Raw genomic sequence first — 16,262 nt, 5'->3', positions numbered from 1 at the left:
GCCGATGCCCGTAACGATTCTGGCGGGCATCGGCTTCTCCCCGGACAAGATGCTGCAGGGCCGGCTGTTCTCCTACAACGACGCGCAGAACTACCGCCTGGGGATCAATCACCACCAGATCCCGGTCAACGCCGCCCGCTGTCCGGTGCACGCCTACCACCGTGACGGAGGGATGCGCGTCGACGGAAACTACGGCGGCACCCTGCCCTACGAGCCCAACAGTTACGGGGAGTGGCGCGAACAACCCGATTACGGTGGGTCCCCCGAACCGATCGGTGATGTCGCGGCACACAACTGGGAATTCCGCGAGGACGACGACGACTACTACACACAGCCGGGTGACCTGTTCCGGTTGATGAGCACCGATGAGCGGCAGCGGCTGTTCGCCAACACCGCCCGGTCGATGCGGGGCGTTCCGCCAGAGATTCAGCAGCGCTGGATCGGGCACTGCGCGAAGGCCGATCCGGCGTACGGCGCGGGCGTGGCGGAGGCGGTCGCGGAACTCGGTCAGGCCATCTCGGGGACCCGCAGATGAGCCAGGGCCAGCTCGAACTCGCCGACGTCGAGTTGATCGGCGCCGAGGTCACGTAACCGGGCGGTCCGCAACGACCTGGCCTGATCGCGATTGCGGTCCAGCGCGTCCTGGCCGGTGAACGTGGCCGAGGAGACCGCACGCCCCGACGTGCGGTCCAGCATCAGGCTGGCGCTGCAGAAGCCGTCGAGCTCCTCCATCGACGGCAGCACCGAGGTCCGGTAGTACTCGACCGCCCGGTCGAACAACTCCGGGCGGGCCCGCAGCCAGGTGGCCCGCACCCGGGCGCCCGGCCCGGTGGGCTGCTCGCGATGCACCACCGCGATCTCCCACTCGTCGACCGTCGCGGTGCCGGCGAACACCTCCACGGCGCGGTGGCGCACCGGTGCCACTGCGGCCTCGCTCGCCCGCATGGCCTCCTCCGAACGCCAGGCCGAGGTGGCGATGCACCGGCCGGACTCCCGGTCGACGAGCAGCGACAGGCCGACACAGCCGTCGACGGCTTGCAGCGCGGGCATGACCTCATCGCGGATGTGGGCCACACCGGCGTCGATAGCTCGTTGATCAGGTCCGGTATGCGCCATGATCGCGGTAGAGCGTGCGTACACGGTCCACCCCTTCCTGCCAGGGCGGCGCCCCGGTGGCGCCACCGGTCCAGCTCTCACCTTCCTCCGCTGCGGCGCAGGTGGCAATGGGTGCGCGACCGCCTCGTAGGCTGGCGGGGTGGACGGACAGCGGGGCGAATGCGCTGACCGGTAATGTGAGGCGGTCGAAATAGTCGCCGCTCGGCTATCCAACCACGACCACGAGGACACCAGCAACGTGCAGACACACGAGATCAGGAAGCGCTTCCTCGATCACTTCGTGAAGGCGGGCCACACCGAGGTGCCGAGCGCCTCGGTGATCCTCGACGACCCCAATCTGCTGTTCGTCAACGCGGGCATGGTGCAGTTCGTCCCCTACTTCCTCGGGCAGCGGACCCCGCCGTGGGACCGCGCGACGAGCGTTCAGAAGTGCATCCGGACGCCCGACATCGACGAGGTGGGCATCACCACCCGGCACAACACGTTCTTCCAGATGGCCGGCAACTTCTCGTTCGGCGACTACTTCAAACGAGGCGCGATCGAGCTGGCCTGGACCCTGCTGACCAACCCGGTCACCGACGGGGGCTACGGATTCGACCCGGAAAAGCTCTGGGCCACCGTCTATCTGGACGACGATGAGGCCATCACGCTCTGGCAGGAAGTGGCCGGCCTGCCCGCCGAGCGGATCCAGCGCCGCGGGATGGCCGACAACTACTGGTCGATGGGCATCCCCGGTCCGTGCGGACCGTCATCGGAGATCTACTACGACCGCGGCCCCGAATACGGCGTCGACGGCGGACCGGTCGCCAACGAGGACCGCTACATCGAGATCTGGAATCTCGTGTTCATGCAGAACGAGCGCGGCGAGGGCACCTCGAAGGAGGACTTCGAGATCCTCGGGCCGCTGCCACGCAAGAACATCGACACCGGAATGGGCATCGAACGCGTCGCCTGCCTGCTGCAGGGCGTCGACAACGTCTACGAGACCGACCTGCTGCGGCCGGTCATCGACGTCGTCGCCCGGGTGGCGCCCAGGGGCTACGGCGCGGGCCACCACGATGACGATGTGCGGTACCGGATCATCGCCGACCACACCCGCACCGCGGCGATCATCATCGGCGACGGTGTCAGCCCGGGCAACGAGGGCCGCGGATACGTGCTGCGCCGCCTGCTGCGGCGGATCATCCGGGCCGCCAAACTGCTGGGCGTCGAGCAGCCCATCATGGACGACCTGATGGTCACGGTCCGCGATGCGATGGGACCGTCGTATCCGGAACTGGCCGACGATTTCGAGCGGATCAAACGGATCGCGGTGGCCGAGGAGACCGCGTTCAACCGCACCCTGGCATCGGGGTCGCGGCTGTTCGACGACGCCGCATCGGCGACCCGCGCGGCCGGGAAGTCCACCTTGTCGGGCACCGACGCCTTCACCCTGCACGACACGTACGGATTCCCGCTGGAGCTCACCCTGGAGATGGCGGGCGAGGCGGGGCTGTCCGTCGACGAGGAGGGTTTCCGGACCCTGATGGCCGAGCAGCGGCGCCGGGCCAAGGCCGATGCCGCTGCCCGCAAACAGGCCCACACCGACCTGACCGCCTACCGCGAACTGGTCGACGCGGGCCCCACCGAGTTCACCGGCTTCGACGAATTGACCTCCCAGGCACGGATTCTCGGCATCTTCGTGGACGGTAAGCGGGTTCCCGTTGTGTCCCACGACGGCCTGGCCGGGGAACGGGTCGAGCTGATCCTGGACCGCACCCCATTCTATGCGGAGTCCGGCGGCCAGATCGCCGACGAGGGCACCATCGGTGGGACCGGGACCTCAGAAACCGCCAAGGCGGCCGTCACCGACGTGCAGAAGATCGCCAAGACGCTGTGGGCGCATCGGGTCACCGTCGAATCCGGCGAGTTCGTCGAGGGCGACACGGTCACCGCCGCGGTCGACCCGAAATGGCGGCACGGCGCCACCCAGGGACACTCCGGCACCCACATGGTGCACGCCGCGCTGCGACAGGTGTTGGGACCCAACGCGGTTCAGGCCGGCTCGCTGAACCGGCCGGGCTATCTGCGGTTCGACTTCAACTGGCAGGGCGCACTCACCGAGGACCAGCGCTCCCAGATAGAGGAGGTCACCAACGAGGCGGTCGAGGCCGACTACGCGGTGCACACGTTCAACACCGAACTCGACAAGGCCAAAGCCATGGGGGCGATGGCGCTGTTCGGCGAGAACTACCCCGACGAGGTCCGGGTGGTCGAGATCGGTGGGCCGTTCTCGCTGGAGCTCTGCGGTGGCACCCACGTGCACAATTCGGCGCAGATCGGACCGGTCACCATCCTCGGCGAATCGTCGGTCGGCTCCGGGGTGCGCCGGGTGGAGGCCTATGTGGGCCTGGAGTCCTTCCGCCACCTGGCCAAGGAACGCGCATTGATGGCCGGGTTGGCGTCATCGCTCAAGGTGCCCTCCGAGGAGGTGCCCGCCCGCGTCGCCAACCTCGTGGAGCGTCTCAAGGCGGCCGAGAAGGAACTCGACAAGGCCCGGCTGGCCAACGCCAGGGCCGCCGCAGCCGATGCGGTCGGTGCGGCAGAGGTGATCGGCAAGGTGCGGCTGGTCGCCCAACGGATGTCGGGCGGGATGTCGGGAGGCGACCTGCGCAGCCTGGTCGGCGACATCCGCGGCAAGCTGGGCGGCGACCCCGCGGTGGTCGCGCTGATCGCCGAAGGCGAGGACGACGCGGTGCCCTTCGTGGTGGCGGTCAACCCGGCCGCCCAGGACCTCGGGCTGAGGGCCGACGACCTCGTCAAACAGTTCGGGGCCGCGGTCAACGGCCGGGGCGGTGGGAAGGCCGATCTGGCACAGGGTTCCGGCAGGGGGGCGGCGGGCATCGACGCGGCACTGGCCGCGCTGCGATCCGAGATCGGCCGAGGGTAGTCGCATGCTGGCGGGACACGACCGGCAGCCCGACCGCCCCGGGGACGACGACCCGGGGCGTGGTCGCAGGATCGGCGTCGACGTCGGAACCGTCCGCATCGGCGTGGCCACCAGCGACCCGGACGGCATCCTGGCCACCCCCGTCGAGACCGTGACCCGCGACAAGCGCGACAGATCCGCCAGACACCTGCGCCGGCTGGTCCAGCTGATCGGGGAGTACGAGGCCGTCGAAGTGGTCGTCGGGCTGCCGCGCACCCTGGCCGACCGGGCCGGTTCCTCGGCCCACGACGCCGTCGACCTGGCCGACGCGCTGACCCGCCGGATCGCACCGATACCGGTGCGGCTGGCCGATGAACGACTCACTACTGTTTCGGCGCAGCGATCGTTACGCGAGGCGGGTGTCCGGGCCAGGGGACAGAAAGCGATGATCGACCAGGCGGCCGCTGTCGGCATCCTGCAGAGCTGGTTGGATCAGCGGCGCGCGGCCCTGGCCGCCCGCGGAGAGGGCACGGATGGCTGAAAAGTGGGGTGCCGATCGAGCGGAACCGGTCTCGGTGGGACCACCGCGGCGCGGCATGAGCCGGGCCGAGCGGGCCCGCAAGTCCCGCAACAACCGCAGGCGAAGCATGACCAGGGGGCTGTCGCTCGCCGCGCTGATCATCGTGGCGATCGGTGCGGTGTTCCTGGGGTCCAAACTGTGGCACAGCATATCGGGCAGCGGCAGCGACTATTCCGGCGACGGGGTCACCGATGTGGTGATCCAGGTGCACGATGGCGATTCGACGACGGCGATCGCCCAGACCCTGCAGGAGCGCAAGGTGGTGGCCACGGTCAAGGCCTTCGTCGATGCCGCGCAGGGCAATGACGGCATGTCGGCGATCCAGCCGGGTTTCTACAAGGTGCGCACCGAGATCCCGGCCACGAACGCCGTTGAGCGGCTGACCAATCCGGAGAACCGGGTGGGCAAGCTCACCATTCCGGAGGGGCGTCAGCTCGACGACATCGCCGACGTCAAGACCAATGCCGTCACCGCGGGCATCTTCGACCTGATCTCTCAGGCGTCGTGCGTCGACCTCGACGGCGCGCACCGCTGCATACCGGCCGACCAACTGCGCGAAGTCGCGAAATCCGCACCGCCCGCGGCGCTGGGCGTACCGGACTGGGCGATGGGGCCCGTCACGGCGATGGGTGCCGACCACCGGCGCCTGGAAGGGCTGATCGCGGCCGGGACCTGGAACGTGGACCCGGACGCCTCGGCCCAGGAGACCCTGTCCACGTTGATCGCGGCCAGCGCCACCACCTACTCCCAGAGCGGACTGATCGATACCGCCGCGACGATGAACATGTCCCCGTATCAGATCCTCACCGTGGCCTCACTGGTGCAGCGCGAATCCAAACCGGAGGACTTCGCGAAAGTAGCCAGGGTGATCTACAACCGGCTCGAGGAACATCGCAAACTGGAGTTCGACTCCACGGTGAACTATCCGCTGGACCGGCAGGAAGTCGCCACCACGGACGCCGACCGGGCGCATCCGACCCCGTGGAACACCTATGCGCGCGAAGGGCTTCCGCAGACCCCGATCTGCTCGCCCAGCACCGACGCGCTGGCCGCGGCCGAGCGTCCAGCCGCGGGTGACTGGTTGTACTTCGTGACCATCGACCTGCAGGGGACCACGTTGTTCACCCGCGACTACGACCAGCACCTGGCCAATATCGAACTCGCACAGCACAACGGTGTGCTCGACAGTGCGAGATAAGCCCAGGAAAGCCGCCGTACTCGGCTCGCCGATCGCCCATTCGCGGTCACCGCAGCTGCACCTGGCGGCCTACCGGGAACTGGGGCTGGCCGGCTGGACTTACGAACGCATCGAGTGCACCGCCGAACAACTGCCCGGCCTGGTGGGCGGCCTCGGCCCGGAGTGGGTCGGGCTCTCGGTCACCATGCCCGGCAAGTTCGCCGCGCTGCGGTTCGCCGACCGGCACACCGAGCGGGCCGCACTGGTGGGCTCGGCCAACACCATGGTCCGGATTCCGTCCGGGGGCTGGCGCGCCGACAACACCGACGTCGACGGTGTGATCGGTGCGCTCGGCACGGCCGGGACGGCGGCGCTGGTGGTGGGTTCGGGCGGTACGGCCCCGGCCGCCGTCGTGGGACTGGCCGAACTCGGGGTGCAGCGGATCACCGTCGCCGCCCGCGACGAGGCCAAGGCGGCCCGGCTCGTCGACCTGGCCGGCCGGTGCGGCGTGCGCGGCGAGTGGTGCGATATCGGCGGACCGGACCTGGCCGCGGTCGCGGCGGCGGCGGCCGTCGCGGTGAGCACGATCCCGGCCGACGCCGCGGCGCCCTATGCGCGGGCCCTGTCCACCGTGCCGCGACTACTCGACGCCATCTACGATCCGTGGCCGACCCCGCTGGCGTCGGCCGTGCGGGCCGCAGGCGGCGAGGTGATCGGCGGTCTGGAGATGCTGCTGAACCAGGCGGTGACCCAGGTGGAACTGTTCACCGGGAGGTCCGCACCCGTGGCGGCGATGCGCTCGGCCCTGTTCGGCTGAGCCGCAATTTGGCGTCCCGAACGGGCACCGGCCGCGCTTAGCCTCGATTGATGGGAGTGGGGGCTGCCGTCGTCGGGCTGGCATGGCTGGTAGCGCTCGGCGTCTACGACGCCACCCGGCGACGGCTGCCGAACTGGCTGACCCTGCCCGGTGCGGCAGGCATTCTCGTCGCCGCCGCTTCGACCGGTCACGGTGCCGCGGCGCTGGCCGGTGCGGCCGCACTGGCCACGCCGTATCTGCTGGTGCATCTGCTCTCACCGCGGGCGATGGGTGGCGGTGACGTCAAACTGGCACTCGGGTTGGGCGGGTTGACCGCCGTATTCGGGCCCGAGGTGTGGGTGTTGGCGGCGCTGGGCGCGCCTGTGCTGACCGCGGTGCTGGCGTTCGTCGCGGCGGCGCGGGGTCGCGTCACCGTTCCGCACGGCCCGTCGATGTGTGTGGCCAGCGCCGCCGCCATCGGTGCGGTGCTGTTGTGACACCGTCGACCGTGAACATGATGGCGAGTTTTCGCTGAATCTTGACCATCATGTTCACGGTCGGCGCCGAAAACCAGGGCAAAACCCGGCGTGGGAGAATAGCGGCCGTGTTGCGTTGGACCACAGCTGGTGAATCCCACGGCCGCGCCCTGGTGGCCATGCTCGAAGGGATGGTCGCCGGCGTGCCGATCACCTCCGATGAGATCGCGGAGCAGCTCGCGCGCCGCCGCCTCGGCTACGGCCGCGGTGCGCGGATGAAGTTCGAGCGCGACCAGGTCACCATGCTGGCCGGGGTCCGGCACGGGTTCACCCTCGGTGGCCCGATCGCGGTCGAGGTCGGCAACACCGAATGGCCGAAATGGGAGACCGTGATGGCGCCCGACCCGGTCGACCACGACCAGCTCGACGTGGCCCGCAACGCGCCGCTGACCCGCCCGCGACCCGGACACGCCGACTACGCGGGCATGCTCAAATACGGCTTCGACGACGCCCGGCCGGTTCTGGAACGGGCCAGCGCCCGCGAGACCGCCGCGCGGGTCGCCGCGGGCACCATCGCCAGGGCGTTCCTGCGCCAGGCGCTCGGCGTCGAGGTGATCTCGCACGTCATCTCCATCGGCGCCTCCAAGCCCTACGACGGTGCCCCGCCGCAGCCCACCGACCTGGAACGGATCGACGAAAGCCCGGTTCGCGCGTTCGACGAAGAGGCAGAGCAATCGATGATCGCCGAGATCGAAGCCGCCAAGAAGGACGGGGACACCCTCGGCGGCGTCGTGGAGGTCGTCGTCACCGGCCTGCCCATCGGGCTGGGGTCCTTCACCAGCGGAGACAACCGTCTCGACAGCCAGTTGGCGGGTGCGGTGATGGGCATCCAGGCGATCAAGGGTGTGGAGATCGGCGACGGTTTCGAAACCGCCCGCAGGCGCGGCAGCGTCGCGCACGACGAGATGTATCCGGGCCCCGACGGTGTGCTGCGCTCGACCAACCGCGCGGGCGGCCTTGAGGGCGGTATGACCAACGGCCAGCCGCTGCGGGTGCGGGCCGCGATGAAGCCGATCTCGACCGTTCCGCGGGCCCTGGCCACCGTCGACATGGCGACCGGCGAGGAGGCCGTCGCGATCCACCAGCGCTCGGATGTGTGCGCAGTGCCCGCGGCCGGCGTCGTGGTGGAGACCATGGTCGCGCTGGTGGTGGCCCGCGCCGCGCTGGAGAAGTTCGGCGGGGATTCGCTGACCGAGACCCGGGCCAACATCGATGCTTATGTGCGCGCGGTGCGCACGCGAGGAGCACAACCGCCGGACGCCGAGCCGGCGGCGCGGGCGCTGGGCTGATGGCCCCGCGCGCCGTATTGATCGGGCTCCCGGGCTCGGGCAAGTCCACGATCGGCCGGCGTCTGGCCAAGGCGCTCGCGCTGACCATGCTCGACACCGACGCCGCGATCGAGGAGACCACGGGCCGCACCATCGCCGCCATCTTCTCCGAGGACGGTGAGCCGGAGTTCCGGCGGATCGAGGAGGAGGTCATCCGCGCGGCGCTGGCCACCCACGACGGTGTGCTGTCGCTGGGCGGCGGCGCGGTGATGACCCCCGGTGTGCGGGACGCGCTGTCCGGGCACACGGTGATCTACCTGGAGATCAGCGCGGCCGAAGGGGTGCGCCGGACCGGTGGGTCCACGGTGCGTCCGCTGCTGGCCGGCGGCGACCGCGGCGAGAAGTTCCGCGCCCTGATGGCCCAGCGGGTGCCGACCTACCGCCGGGTGGCCACGATGCGGATCAACACCAACCGGCGCAACCCGGGCGCGGTGGTGCGCACGATCGTCTCGCGGTTGGAGAACCCGCAGCCGCAGAAAACCGCGGCGAACAAGCCGCGCCGCCGGCGTCGCCGGCCCCCGTGGCGGCGCGGCCCGGCGCCAAGCACCGAGTCCGACGGCAGTAAGGCGGCCACCATCCAGATACCCACCCCAGCGGCCCTGGCCGCTCGCAACGCGGAGCGACATCATGACTGAGCCGGTAATCGTCGAGGTGCTGGTGGACCGGCCCTACCCGGTGATCATCGGGACCGGGCTGCTCACCGAGCTGAGCCGGACCCTGCAGGGGCGGCACCGGGTCGCCATCCTGCACCAGCCGACGCTCGCCAAGACCGCCGAGGCCGTCCGGGCCCATCTCGCGGACGGCGGGGTCGACGCTCACCGCATCGAGATCCCCGACGCCGAATCGGGTAAGGAACTGCCGGTCGTCGGCTTCATCTGGGAAGTGCTGGGCCGCATAGGGATCGGCCGCAAGGACGCCATCGTCAGCCTCGGCGGGGGAGCGGCGACCGACGTCGCCGGGTTCGCCGCCGCGACGTGGCTGCGGGGGGTGGACATCGTGCACGTGCCCACGACGCTGCTCGGCATGGTCGACGCGGCCGTCGGCGGCAAGACCGGGATCAACACCGACGCCGGCAAGAACCTGGTGGGCGCCTTCCATCAGCCCGCCGCCGTCCTGGTCGACCTGGCGACACTGGAAACGTTGCCGCGCAACGAGATTGTGGCCGGCATGGCCGAGATAGTGAAGGCCGGATTCATCGCCGACCCGGTGATCCTGGACTTGATCGAGGCCGACCCCGACGCCGCGCTCGACCCGTCCGGATCGGTGCTGCCGGAACTGATCCGGCGCGCTGTCGCGGTCAAGGCCGAGGTGGTGGCCGCCGACGAGAAGGAATCGCAACTGCGCGAAATCCTCAACTACGGCCACACTTTGGCCCACGCCATCGAGCGGCGCGAGCGCTACAAGTGGCGCCACGGCGCAGCGGTGTCGGTGGGCCTGATGTTCGCCGCCGAGCTGGGCAGGCTGGCCGGCCGGCTCGACGACGCGACCGCCGACCGGCACCGGTCGGTGCTGAGCGCGCTGGGACTGCCGGTCAGCTACGACGGCGATGCCCTGCCGCAACTGCTGGAGTACATGGCCGGCGACAAGAAGAACCGCGCCGGAGTGTTGCGGTTCGTGGTGCTCGACGGGCTGGGCAAGCCGGGCCGCCTGGAGGGGCCCGACCCGTCACTGCTGGTCGCCGCCTACGCGGAGGTGGCGCGGGACTGAGCGCCGGTCAGTTCTGGCGCGGCTGATCGGGGTAATCGACCGGGGTGGTCGCGGTGGTGTCGGTGCTGTCCTGGCCGCCGTTGGCGTTCACCGCGGCGAACACATCGGTGTCGGCGCGGCCGTCGTCGGCGTGGCTGCCGTGATGGCGGACCACCTGCGGGGTGCCGCGGTCCACCAGCCAACGGCCGATCGTCACACCGGCCACCGCGACCAGGAACACCAGCAACGCGGTGAAGGCGGCGAACGTGGTGACCTCGTTGAGCAGCGCATCGGTGTACACGCTCTTGTAGAACAGCCCGATGAACCAGGCCACCAGGCCGCTGAGGATGCCTGCGCACAGGCCGGCCAGCAGCCAGGTCATCGCCAGATCGGCGCGGCGGTCCGGGTCGGGGTTGCGGCGCGCGTCGGAACGCCCGTCCAGCAGGCCCCAGATCGCGACGCCGATACCGAACACCACGAGCAGCGCGATGCTGAACCAGATGGCGTTGCCCGGTGAGGCATTGATCAGTGCTCCCTGTACCAAGCGCACGATGACCATCGCCGTTGCGAACACCACTCCGCGCAGTAACCACTTGCTCATGGGGGCACAGCGTAGCGAGTAGCGTCACAGACCGTGACTATTTCCCAGCGCAGGGACCGGCTGCGGGAGCGGCTCGAGGCCGCCGATCTGGACGCCATGCTGGTAACCGACCTGGTCAACGTGCGCTACCTGTCGGGCTTCACCGGCTCCAACGCGGCGCTGCTGATCCGTGTCGGCGATGCCACGCCGGTGCTGGCCACCGATGGCCGCTACCGGACCCAGGCCGCGCAGCAGGCCCGCGACGCCGAGGTGATCATCGAACGCGCGTGCGCGCCGTGTCTGGCCCGCCGGGCCGCCGCGGACGGCATCCGCCGGGTGGGGTTCGAAAGCCATGTGGTGACCGTCGACGCCTACACCGCCCTGGCCGAGGCGGCCGGCGACGGCGTCGCGCTGGTGCGGGCTGCGGGCATCGTGGAGGCGCTGCGCGAGGTCAAGGACGCCGGTGAGATCGCGTTGCTGCGGCTGGCCTGTGAGGCCGCCGACGCCGCGCTGGCCGACCTGGTGGAACGGGGCGGGCTGCGGCCCGGCCGCACCGAGAAGGAGGTGCGCCGCGACCTCGAGGCGTTGATGCTCGACCATGGCGCCGACGCCCCGTCGTTCGAGACGATCGTGGCGGCCGGGGCCAACTCGGCCATCCCGCACCACCGGCCCACCGATGCGGTGCTGGCCGCCGGTGACTTCGTCAAGATCGACTTCGGGGCGCTGGTGGCCGGTTATCACTCCGATATGACCCGCACCTTCGTGCTGGGGCAGGCCGCGCAGTGGCAGCTCGACATCTACGAGCTGGTGGCCGCCGCGCAGCGGGCCGGCCGCGACGCGCTGGCGCCCGGCGTCGCGCTCAAGGCGGTCGACGCCGCATCGCGCCAGGTCATCGCCGATGCCGGCCATGCGGAGAACTTCGGTCACGGTCTCGGGCACGGGGTCGGACTGCAGATCCACGAAGCGCCGGGAATCGGCGCCGCGGCCGCCGGTACACTGCTTGCTGGTTCTGCGGTGACCGTCGAACCAGGTGTGTACTTGCCCGATCGCGGCGGTGTCCGCATCGAGGACACCCTGGTCGTCGGCGAGTCGGCACCCGACCTACTTACCCGGTTCCCCAAGGAACTGGCCATCCTGTGACTGACAGCTAGGAGCTACCCCGACCATGGCATCGACTGCCGACTTCAAGAACGGTCTCGTCCTGCAGATCGACGGCCAACTGTGGCAGATCGTCGAATTTCAGCACGTCAAACCCGGCAAAGGCCCGGCCTTCGTGCGTACGAAGCTCAAGAACGTGATGTCCGGCAAGGTGGTCGACAAGACCTACAACGCCGGTGTGAAGGTCGAGACCGCCACGGTGGACCGGCGCGACGCCACCTATCTGTACCGCGACGGCAGCGATTTCGTGTTCATGGACTCCGAGGATTTCGAGCAGCACCCGCTGCCCGAGTCGCTGGTCGGCAGGGCCGCGGGCTTCCTGCTGGAGAGCCTGCCGGTGCAGATCGCCTTCCATGAGAGCGCGCCGCTGTACCTTGAGCTTCCGGTGTCGGTCGAGCTTGTGGTGTCTCACACCGAGCCCGGGCTGCAGGGCGACCGCTCCAGCGCAGGCACCAAGCCCGCCACCATGGAGACCGGTGCCGAGATTCAGGTCCCGCTGTTCATCAATACCGGTGACAAGCTCAAGGTGGACACCCGCGACGGCAGTTATCTGGGCCGGGTGAATGCCTAGCTCGGGCGAGCGGAGCGACGGGATGTCTAGCTCGGGCGAGCGGAGCGACGGGAATGTCTGACCGTCGGGGTGACCGGGGGCGACATCAGGCCCGCAAACGCGCCGTCGACGTGTTGTTCGAGGCCGAGGCGCGGGAGCTGAGCCCGGAGGCGGTGGCCGACGCCCGCGCCGCCCTGGCCGAGGACCAGTCCGACATCACGCCGCTCAATCCGTACACCGTCACGGTGGCGCGCGGGGTGACCGAACATGCCGCCCACATCGACGATCTGATCTCGGCGCACCTGCAGGGCTGGACCCTGGAACGGCTGCCCGCGGTGGACCGGGCGATCCTGCGGGTCGCGGTCTGGGAGTTGTTGCACGCCGATGACGTCCCTGAGCCGGTGGCGGTGGACGAGGCGGTCGAGTTGGCCAAGGAACTGTCCACCGACGAGTCACCCGGATTCGTCAACGGCGTGCTGGGCCAGGTGATGTTGGTGACCCCGCAGATCCGCGCGGCGGCGCAGGCGGTGCGGGGCACGTCAGAGGGCTGAGCTCCGACCCGGCTGCCACACTTGCCCGATCACGTCGAGGAACCGCTGTCCGGTGGGCGGTGGTTCGGTGCCGCTCCACGCGATCGCCATCGGAACTCCGGGCGCCCCGTGCACGTCACGGAATACGACGCCGGGACGGGTCGCCCGGGCCACCCCGCGAGTGACGAACCCGATCCCGGCGCCCGCGGCCACCAGACCGGCGAGCGTCGTCACCGGTGTGGCCTCCTGCACGATGCGGGGTTCGACGCCGGCGCTGCGGAAGCAGCCGATCAGCTTGTCGAACAGCACCGGCCCGACACCGCGTGGCGCGGCCAGCAACGGTTCGCCGGCCAGGTCGGCGAAGCCGATGTCGGCGGGCTCGGCGAGCGGGTGCCCGGCCGGCAGGGCCAGCACGAGCGGTTCGTCGGGCAGGGTCAGGCAGTGCAGTTGGGTCCGCGTCACGGGCGGGTGCAGTACGCCGAGATCGATCTCGCCGCGGTCGAGGGCCTCCTCGACGGCGGGGGAGTTGATCTCGACCAGATCGATGGTGACGTCGGGAAAGGTGTTGCGGTACCGCTGGATCGCCCGGGGTAACCGGGTGTAGGACGCGATCACGGTGAAGCCGAGCCGCAGTCGGCCGTGCTCTCCGCGTTGGGTGCGCCGGGCGATGTCGACCGCCTGCTCGCCGTGGGAGAGCACCGCGCGTGCCGGCCCCAGGAAAGCCGTCCCGGCCGTGGTGAGCCGGACGCCGCGGCGGTCGCGGTCCAGCAGGGTGGCACCCACATCGCGTTCCAGTGTCCGGATGCGTTGGCTGAGCGCGGGCTGGCTCAGGTGGAGCTCGGTGGCGGCACGGCCGAAGTGCAGGGTCTCGGCCACCCGGACGAAGCACTCCACCGACCGCAGGTCCATGCTGTGATCGTATTTCACTATCACGGGTCATGAACTACCGATTGATCCCGAATCAGGAATGGTCGACGCTGGTCGCATGATCGCCATCCGTACCTGCGTCCTCTGTCTCACGGTCGTGGTGGCGCTGGGCTGTGCGGCCCCGGCGGCCGGGCCGCCGGCCGTCACGATCGATCGGTTGGTGGTGCTCTCCGACGGAGACCATCTGGCGAGTACCTATGCGGACGGAGTCCTGGCGCCCGTCGATCGGGACCGCCGCGATCTGCTGAGCACGGTCAGTGTGCGGGACGGCGTGGTGGTCACCGCGGATGTCGAGGTGTCGAATTCGGTGACCGCCGCGCCGGAGGTGCTGGCGTTGACACCCGATGGTGCAACGGCATTCGTCGCGGAGCGACTCGGACAGCGCCGCCCCGGCGATCGCCTGGCGCGGGATCTGCCCGCCGGGGACCGGCTGTTCGCGGTGGATCTGGACGACCGGCAGAACCCGGTGCTCGCCGATATCGCCACGATCGCCTCCGCGCCGGAGGCGTTGGCGGTCCATCCGGATGGGTCCCACATCGCGGTGGTGTCGAACCCGGCGGACACCTCGGTGCTGCAACTGGTGCGGTGGAATGCCGACGGATTCGGCGCCGTCGAGCACTTCGACCTCGGCGGGGCCGTGACTGCGACCAATGTGCACTGGCATCCGAGCGGGCGGGCCCTGGCGGTCAACCTCGACGGTCGCGACCGGGTGGCGTTCTTCACCGTCGACACCTCGTCACCGGGCCGGCCCGAGCTGGCCCGGTGGGGCGAGCCGGTGGCCACCGGAGCGGATCCGTTCGTGGGCCGGTTCAGCCCGGACGGCCGTCACTACCTCACCTCGGACTGGGGCCGTGACCTCACCACGACGGCGCTGGAGCAGCGGCTGCCCGCCGGGCGCTCGACACTGAGCGTGATCCGCGTCGGAGAGCCGGGTGTCGAGCAGCCGCGGGTCGTCGGGGGTGCGGAGTCCGACAAGTCGGCGGAGGGGTTGGCGATCAGCCCGGACGGTCGCTGGGTGGCGACGGTGAACATGCGCGGCACCGGGGTACCCGCCGGGTCGCCCGCACATGACGACCACGCGACCGTGAGCCTGCTGCGGTTGGATGCCGAGACCGGTCAGCTGACCAAGATCGGCGACTACCGGCTGGACGGGGTGCTGCCGGAAGGCGGCACATTCGACGCCAGTGGACAGTATTTCGTGGCCACGGTGTTCGGCGGCCCGCCCGGGTTGCAGGTGTACCGGCTCGGCCCCGAGGACGCGCCGGGATTGACTGCCGTGCAGCGTATTCCGCTGCCGCACGGGGTGCATCACGTGGTCGCCGGCTGAACCGCGGCCCCGGGGGCTGGGCAGATTTACACTCAGTCGGATTGTAAATTCTTGGTCGCATCCGGGTAGCGCAATACCGCCGCCGAGTCGGGTTTATGCAGGTGAGAGCCGGTCCGCGGCGGCGTAATCAGTTAACCTGAACCCGAGCCGGTTTCGCGACGGTGCGACGCCGGTGCGGCCGCCTTACGGTGTTTTGCGTGTCGCAGCCCGACCCGACCCCGATCCGCCGCCCGCGCGCCGACCAGGCTCGCGTGGTGGCCGACGTCCTGCGCCATCAGATCTACGAGGGCGCCTATGACGGCGGCCTGCCCGCCGAGGCGGACCTCGCCGCCGAATTCTTCGTCTCCCGCAACACCGTCCGGGAGGCCTTGGCCGTCCTCAAGAACGAGGGACTCATCGAACGCGGCACCAAGGTGGGCACCCATGTGGCCGTCCGGAAATTCGACCACGGACTCGACCTTCTGGTCGGCCTCAAGGAGACGTTCAAGGACTACGGCGAGGTCCGCAACGAGGTGCGGGCGGTGCAGCGGCTGTCCGCCCCACCGGCGGTGGCACGCAAACTCGCGCTGGAACCGGGTTCGCAAGTGGTGTTCATCGAGCGACTGCGCTACCTCGGTGACCTGCCGCTGTCGCTGGACCTGACCTATCTGGTGCCCGATATCGGCGATCAAGTGGTCGGATTCCCTTTGGAGAGCAACGACATCTTCGCGCTGATCGAACGGGTCAGCGGCCGCCGGCTCGGCGGGGCGAGCTTCGCCATGGAGGCGGTGTCGGCCGACCCGCATTCGGCTGCCACGCTGCAGCTGCCCGCCGGGGCCGCGCTGCTGATGGCCGAACGGCTGACCAGCCTCGACGACGGCAGGCCCGTCGACCTTGAGTACATCCGCATGCGCGGTGACCGGATCACCATGCGCGGCAACCTGATGAGGAGTGACATATGACGCTGATCAATCAGCGCGCCGATGTTCCGGTGACGATCGACGAATCCCTGTGCATCGAGGGCTGCACGCTGTGCGTCGACGTGTGCCCGCTCGACTCTCTGGCGATCAACCCGGACAACGGC

At 69.7% G+C, this 16,262-nt stretch carries 16 protein-coding genes and 2 pseudogenes; 15 read left to right on the top strand and 3 right to left on the bottom strand.

The annotated features are described in order from the left end of the window. The coding region (locus ACWDTP_RS30650; protein ID WP_450026904.1) for a catalase at positions 1-535 on the top strand (535 nt) is incomplete at its 5' end. Here ACWDTP_RS30650 and ACWDTP_RS30645 read toward each other — a convergent pair. Continuing rightward, positions 508-1,140 (bottom strand): hypothetical protein, encoded by a 633-nt coding sequence (locus tag ACWDTP_RS30645; RefSeq protein WP_450026902.1) that lies wholly within the window; start codon positions 1,138-1,140, stop codon positions 508-510. The two genes, ACWDTP_RS30650 and ACWDTP_RS30645, sit on opposite strands and share 28 nt — an antisense overlap. A gap of 214 nt (positions 1,141-1,354) precedes the next feature. Between ACWDTP_RS30645 and alaS the strand changes: the two genes are divergently transcribed. From alaS to aroB, 8 genes and pseudogenes are all read left to right on the top strand, one after another. Further along, a complete protein-coding gene (alaS, locus tag ACWDTP_RS30640; protein ID WP_450026900.1) occupies positions 1,355-4,045 on the top strand; it encodes an alanine--tRNA ligase in 2,691 nt (896 codons plus the stop codon). Positions 4,046-4,049: 4 nt separating this feature from the next. Further along, the gene (gene ruvX, locus ACWDTP_RS30635) at positions 4,050-4,565 is read left to right on the top strand and encodes a Holliday junction resolvase RuvX (protein ID WP_450026899.1); all 516 of its coding nucleotides are present in this window, start codon (positions 4,050-4,052) and stop codon (positions 4,563-4,565) included. Continuing rightward, positions 4,558-5,802: an endolytic transglycosylase MltG gene (locus ACWDTP_RS30630; protein WP_450026898.1), complete on the top strand. Its 1,245-nt coding sequence runs from the start codon at positions 4,558-4,560 to the stop codon at positions 5,800-5,802. Before ruvX ends, ACWDTP_RS30630 begins: the two co-directional genes overlap by 8 nt. Then, positions 5,792-6,598, top strand: a complete 807-nt coding sequence (locus ACWDTP_RS30625; RefSeq protein WP_450026896.1) for a shikimate dehydrogenase — start codon at positions 5,792-5,794, stop codon at positions 6,596-6,598. Before ACWDTP_RS30630 ends, ACWDTP_RS30625 begins: the two co-directional genes overlap by 11 nt. Positions 6,599-6,648: 50 nt before the next feature. Further along, complete coding sequence (locus ACWDTP_RS30620; RefSeq protein WP_450026894.1) at positions 6,649-7,074, top strand: prepilin peptidase; 426 nt, start codon at positions 6,649-6,651, stop codon at positions 7,072-7,074. Between the two features lie 107 nt (positions 7,075-7,181). After that, entirely contained in the window at positions 7,182-8,402 is a 1,221-nt protein-coding gene (gene aroC, locus ACWDTP_RS30615) for a chorismate synthase (RefSeq protein WP_450026892.1), read from the top strand. Beyond that, a pseudogene (locus tag ACWDTP_RS30610) lies at positions 8,402-8,926 on the top strand (shikimate kinase); the annotation flags it as partial. The gene aroC and the pseudogene ACWDTP_RS30610, both read left to right, overlap by 1 nt. A gap of 142 nt (positions 8,927-9,068) precedes the next feature. Then, positions 9,069-10,148 (top strand): 3-dehydroquinate synthase, encoded by a 1,080-nt coding sequence (aroB, locus tag ACWDTP_RS30605; RefSeq protein WP_450026890.1) that lies wholly within the window; start codon positions 9,069-9,071, stop codon positions 10,146-10,148. A gap of 7 nt (positions 10,149-10,155) precedes the next feature. Here aroB and ACWDTP_RS30600 read toward each other — a convergent pair whose 3' ends face one another. Further along, positions 10,156-10,728, bottom strand: a complete 573-nt coding sequence (locus ACWDTP_RS30600; RefSeq protein WP_450026888.1) for a B-4DMT family transporter — start codon at positions 10,726-10,728, stop codon at positions 10,156-10,158. 33 nt (positions 10,729-10,761) lie between these two features. Between ACWDTP_RS30600 and ACWDTP_RS30595 the strand changes: the two genes are divergently transcribed. The 3 genes from ACWDTP_RS30595 to nusB are packed head-to-tail and all read left to right on the top strand — an operon-like array spanning position 10,762 to position 12,966. Continuing rightward, positions 10,762-11,847, top strand: a complete 1,086-nt coding sequence (locus ACWDTP_RS30595; RefSeq protein WP_450026886.1) for a M24 family metallopeptidase — start codon at positions 10,762-10,764, stop codon at positions 11,845-11,847. A gap of 25 nt (positions 11,848-11,872) precedes the next feature. Further along, positions 11,873-12,436, top strand: a complete 564-nt coding sequence (gene efp, locus ACWDTP_RS30590) for an elongation factor P (protein WP_450026885.1) — start codon at positions 11,873-11,875, stop codon at positions 12,434-12,436. A 53-nt stretch (positions 12,437-12,489) separates the two neighbouring features. Then, positions 12,490-12,966 (top strand): transcription antitermination factor NusB, encoded by a 477-nt coding sequence (gene nusB, locus ACWDTP_RS30585; protein ID WP_450026883.1) that lies wholly within the window; start codon positions 12,490-12,492, stop codon positions 12,964-12,966. On the opposite strand, the gene ACWDTP_RS30580 is transcribed toward nusB, so the two are convergent. After that, entirely contained in the window at positions 12,955-13,854 is a 900-nt protein-coding gene (locus ACWDTP_RS30580; protein ID WP_450026881.1) for a LysR family transcriptional regulator, read from the bottom strand. The two genes, nusB and ACWDTP_RS30580, sit on opposite strands and share 12 nt — an antisense overlap. A 76-nt stretch (positions 13,855-13,930) precedes the next feature. Between ACWDTP_RS30580 and ACWDTP_RS30575 the strand changes: the two genes are divergently transcribed. The 3 genes and pseudogenes from ACWDTP_RS30575 to ACWDTP_RS30565 all read left to right on the top strand — a co-directional run. Then, a complete protein-coding gene (locus ACWDTP_RS30575) occupies positions 13,931-15,199 on the top strand; it encodes a lactonase family protein (RefSeq protein ID WP_450026879.1) in 1,269 nt (422 codons plus the stop codon). 197 nt (positions 15,200-15,396) lie between these two features. Then, a complete protein-coding gene (locus ACWDTP_RS30570) occupies positions 15,397-16,140 on the top strand; it encodes a GntR family transcriptional regulator (RefSeq protein WP_450026877.1) in 744 nt (247 codons plus the stop codon). Further along, positions 16,137-16,262, top strand: a pseudogene (locus ACWDTP_RS30565) (4Fe-4S dicluster domain-containing protein); the annotation flags it as partial. The gene ACWDTP_RS30570 and the pseudogene ACWDTP_RS30565, both read left to right, overlap by 4 nt.

Source organism: Mycobacterium sp. NPDC003449, assembly GCF_053588415.1.
Note: the sequence above shows the minus strand (reverse complement) of the source record. Positions and strands in the feature narration are given on the sequence as shown.

What these genes read in the sequence shown, in the direction of transcription:
- ACWDTP_RS30575 (WP_450026879.1), top strand. Translation starts at nt 13,931, where the DNA reads ATGATCGCCATCCGTACCTGCGTCCTCTGTCTCACGGTCGTGGTGGCG.
- ACWDTP_RS30580 (WP_450026881.1), bottom strand. Translation starts at nt 13,854, where the DNA reads ATGGACCTGCGGTCGGTGGAGTGCTTCGTCCGGGTGGCCGAGACCCTG.
- ruvX (WP_450026899.1), top strand. Translation starts at nt 4,050, where the DNA reads ATGCTGGCGGGACACGACCGGCAGCCCGACCGCCCCGGGGACGACGAC.
- ACWDTP_RS30630 (WP_450026898.1), top strand. Translation starts at nt 4,558, where the DNA reads ATGGCTGAAAAGTGGGGTGCCGATCGAGCGGAACCGGTCTCGGTGGGA.
- ACWDTP_RS30600 (WP_450026888.1), bottom strand. Translation starts at nt 10,728, where the DNA reads ATGAGCAAGTGGTTACTGCGCGGAGTGGTGTTCGCAACGGCGATGGTC.
- nusB (WP_450026883.1), top strand. Translation starts at nt 12,490, where the DNA reads ATGTCTGACCGTCGGGGTGACCGGGGGCGACATCAGGCCCGCAAACGC.
- efp (WP_450026885.1), top strand. Translation starts at nt 11,873, where the DNA reads ATGGCATCGACTGCCGACTTCAAGAACGGTCTCGTCCTGCAGATCGAC.
- ACWDTP_RS30620 (WP_450026894.1), top strand. Translation starts at nt 6,649, where the DNA reads ATGGGAGTGGGGGCTGCCGTCGTCGGGCTGGCATGGCTGGTAGCGCTC.
- aroB (WP_450026890.1), top strand. Translation starts at nt 9,069, where the DNA reads ATGACTGAGCCGGTAATCGTCGAGGTGCTGGTGGACCGGCCCTACCCG.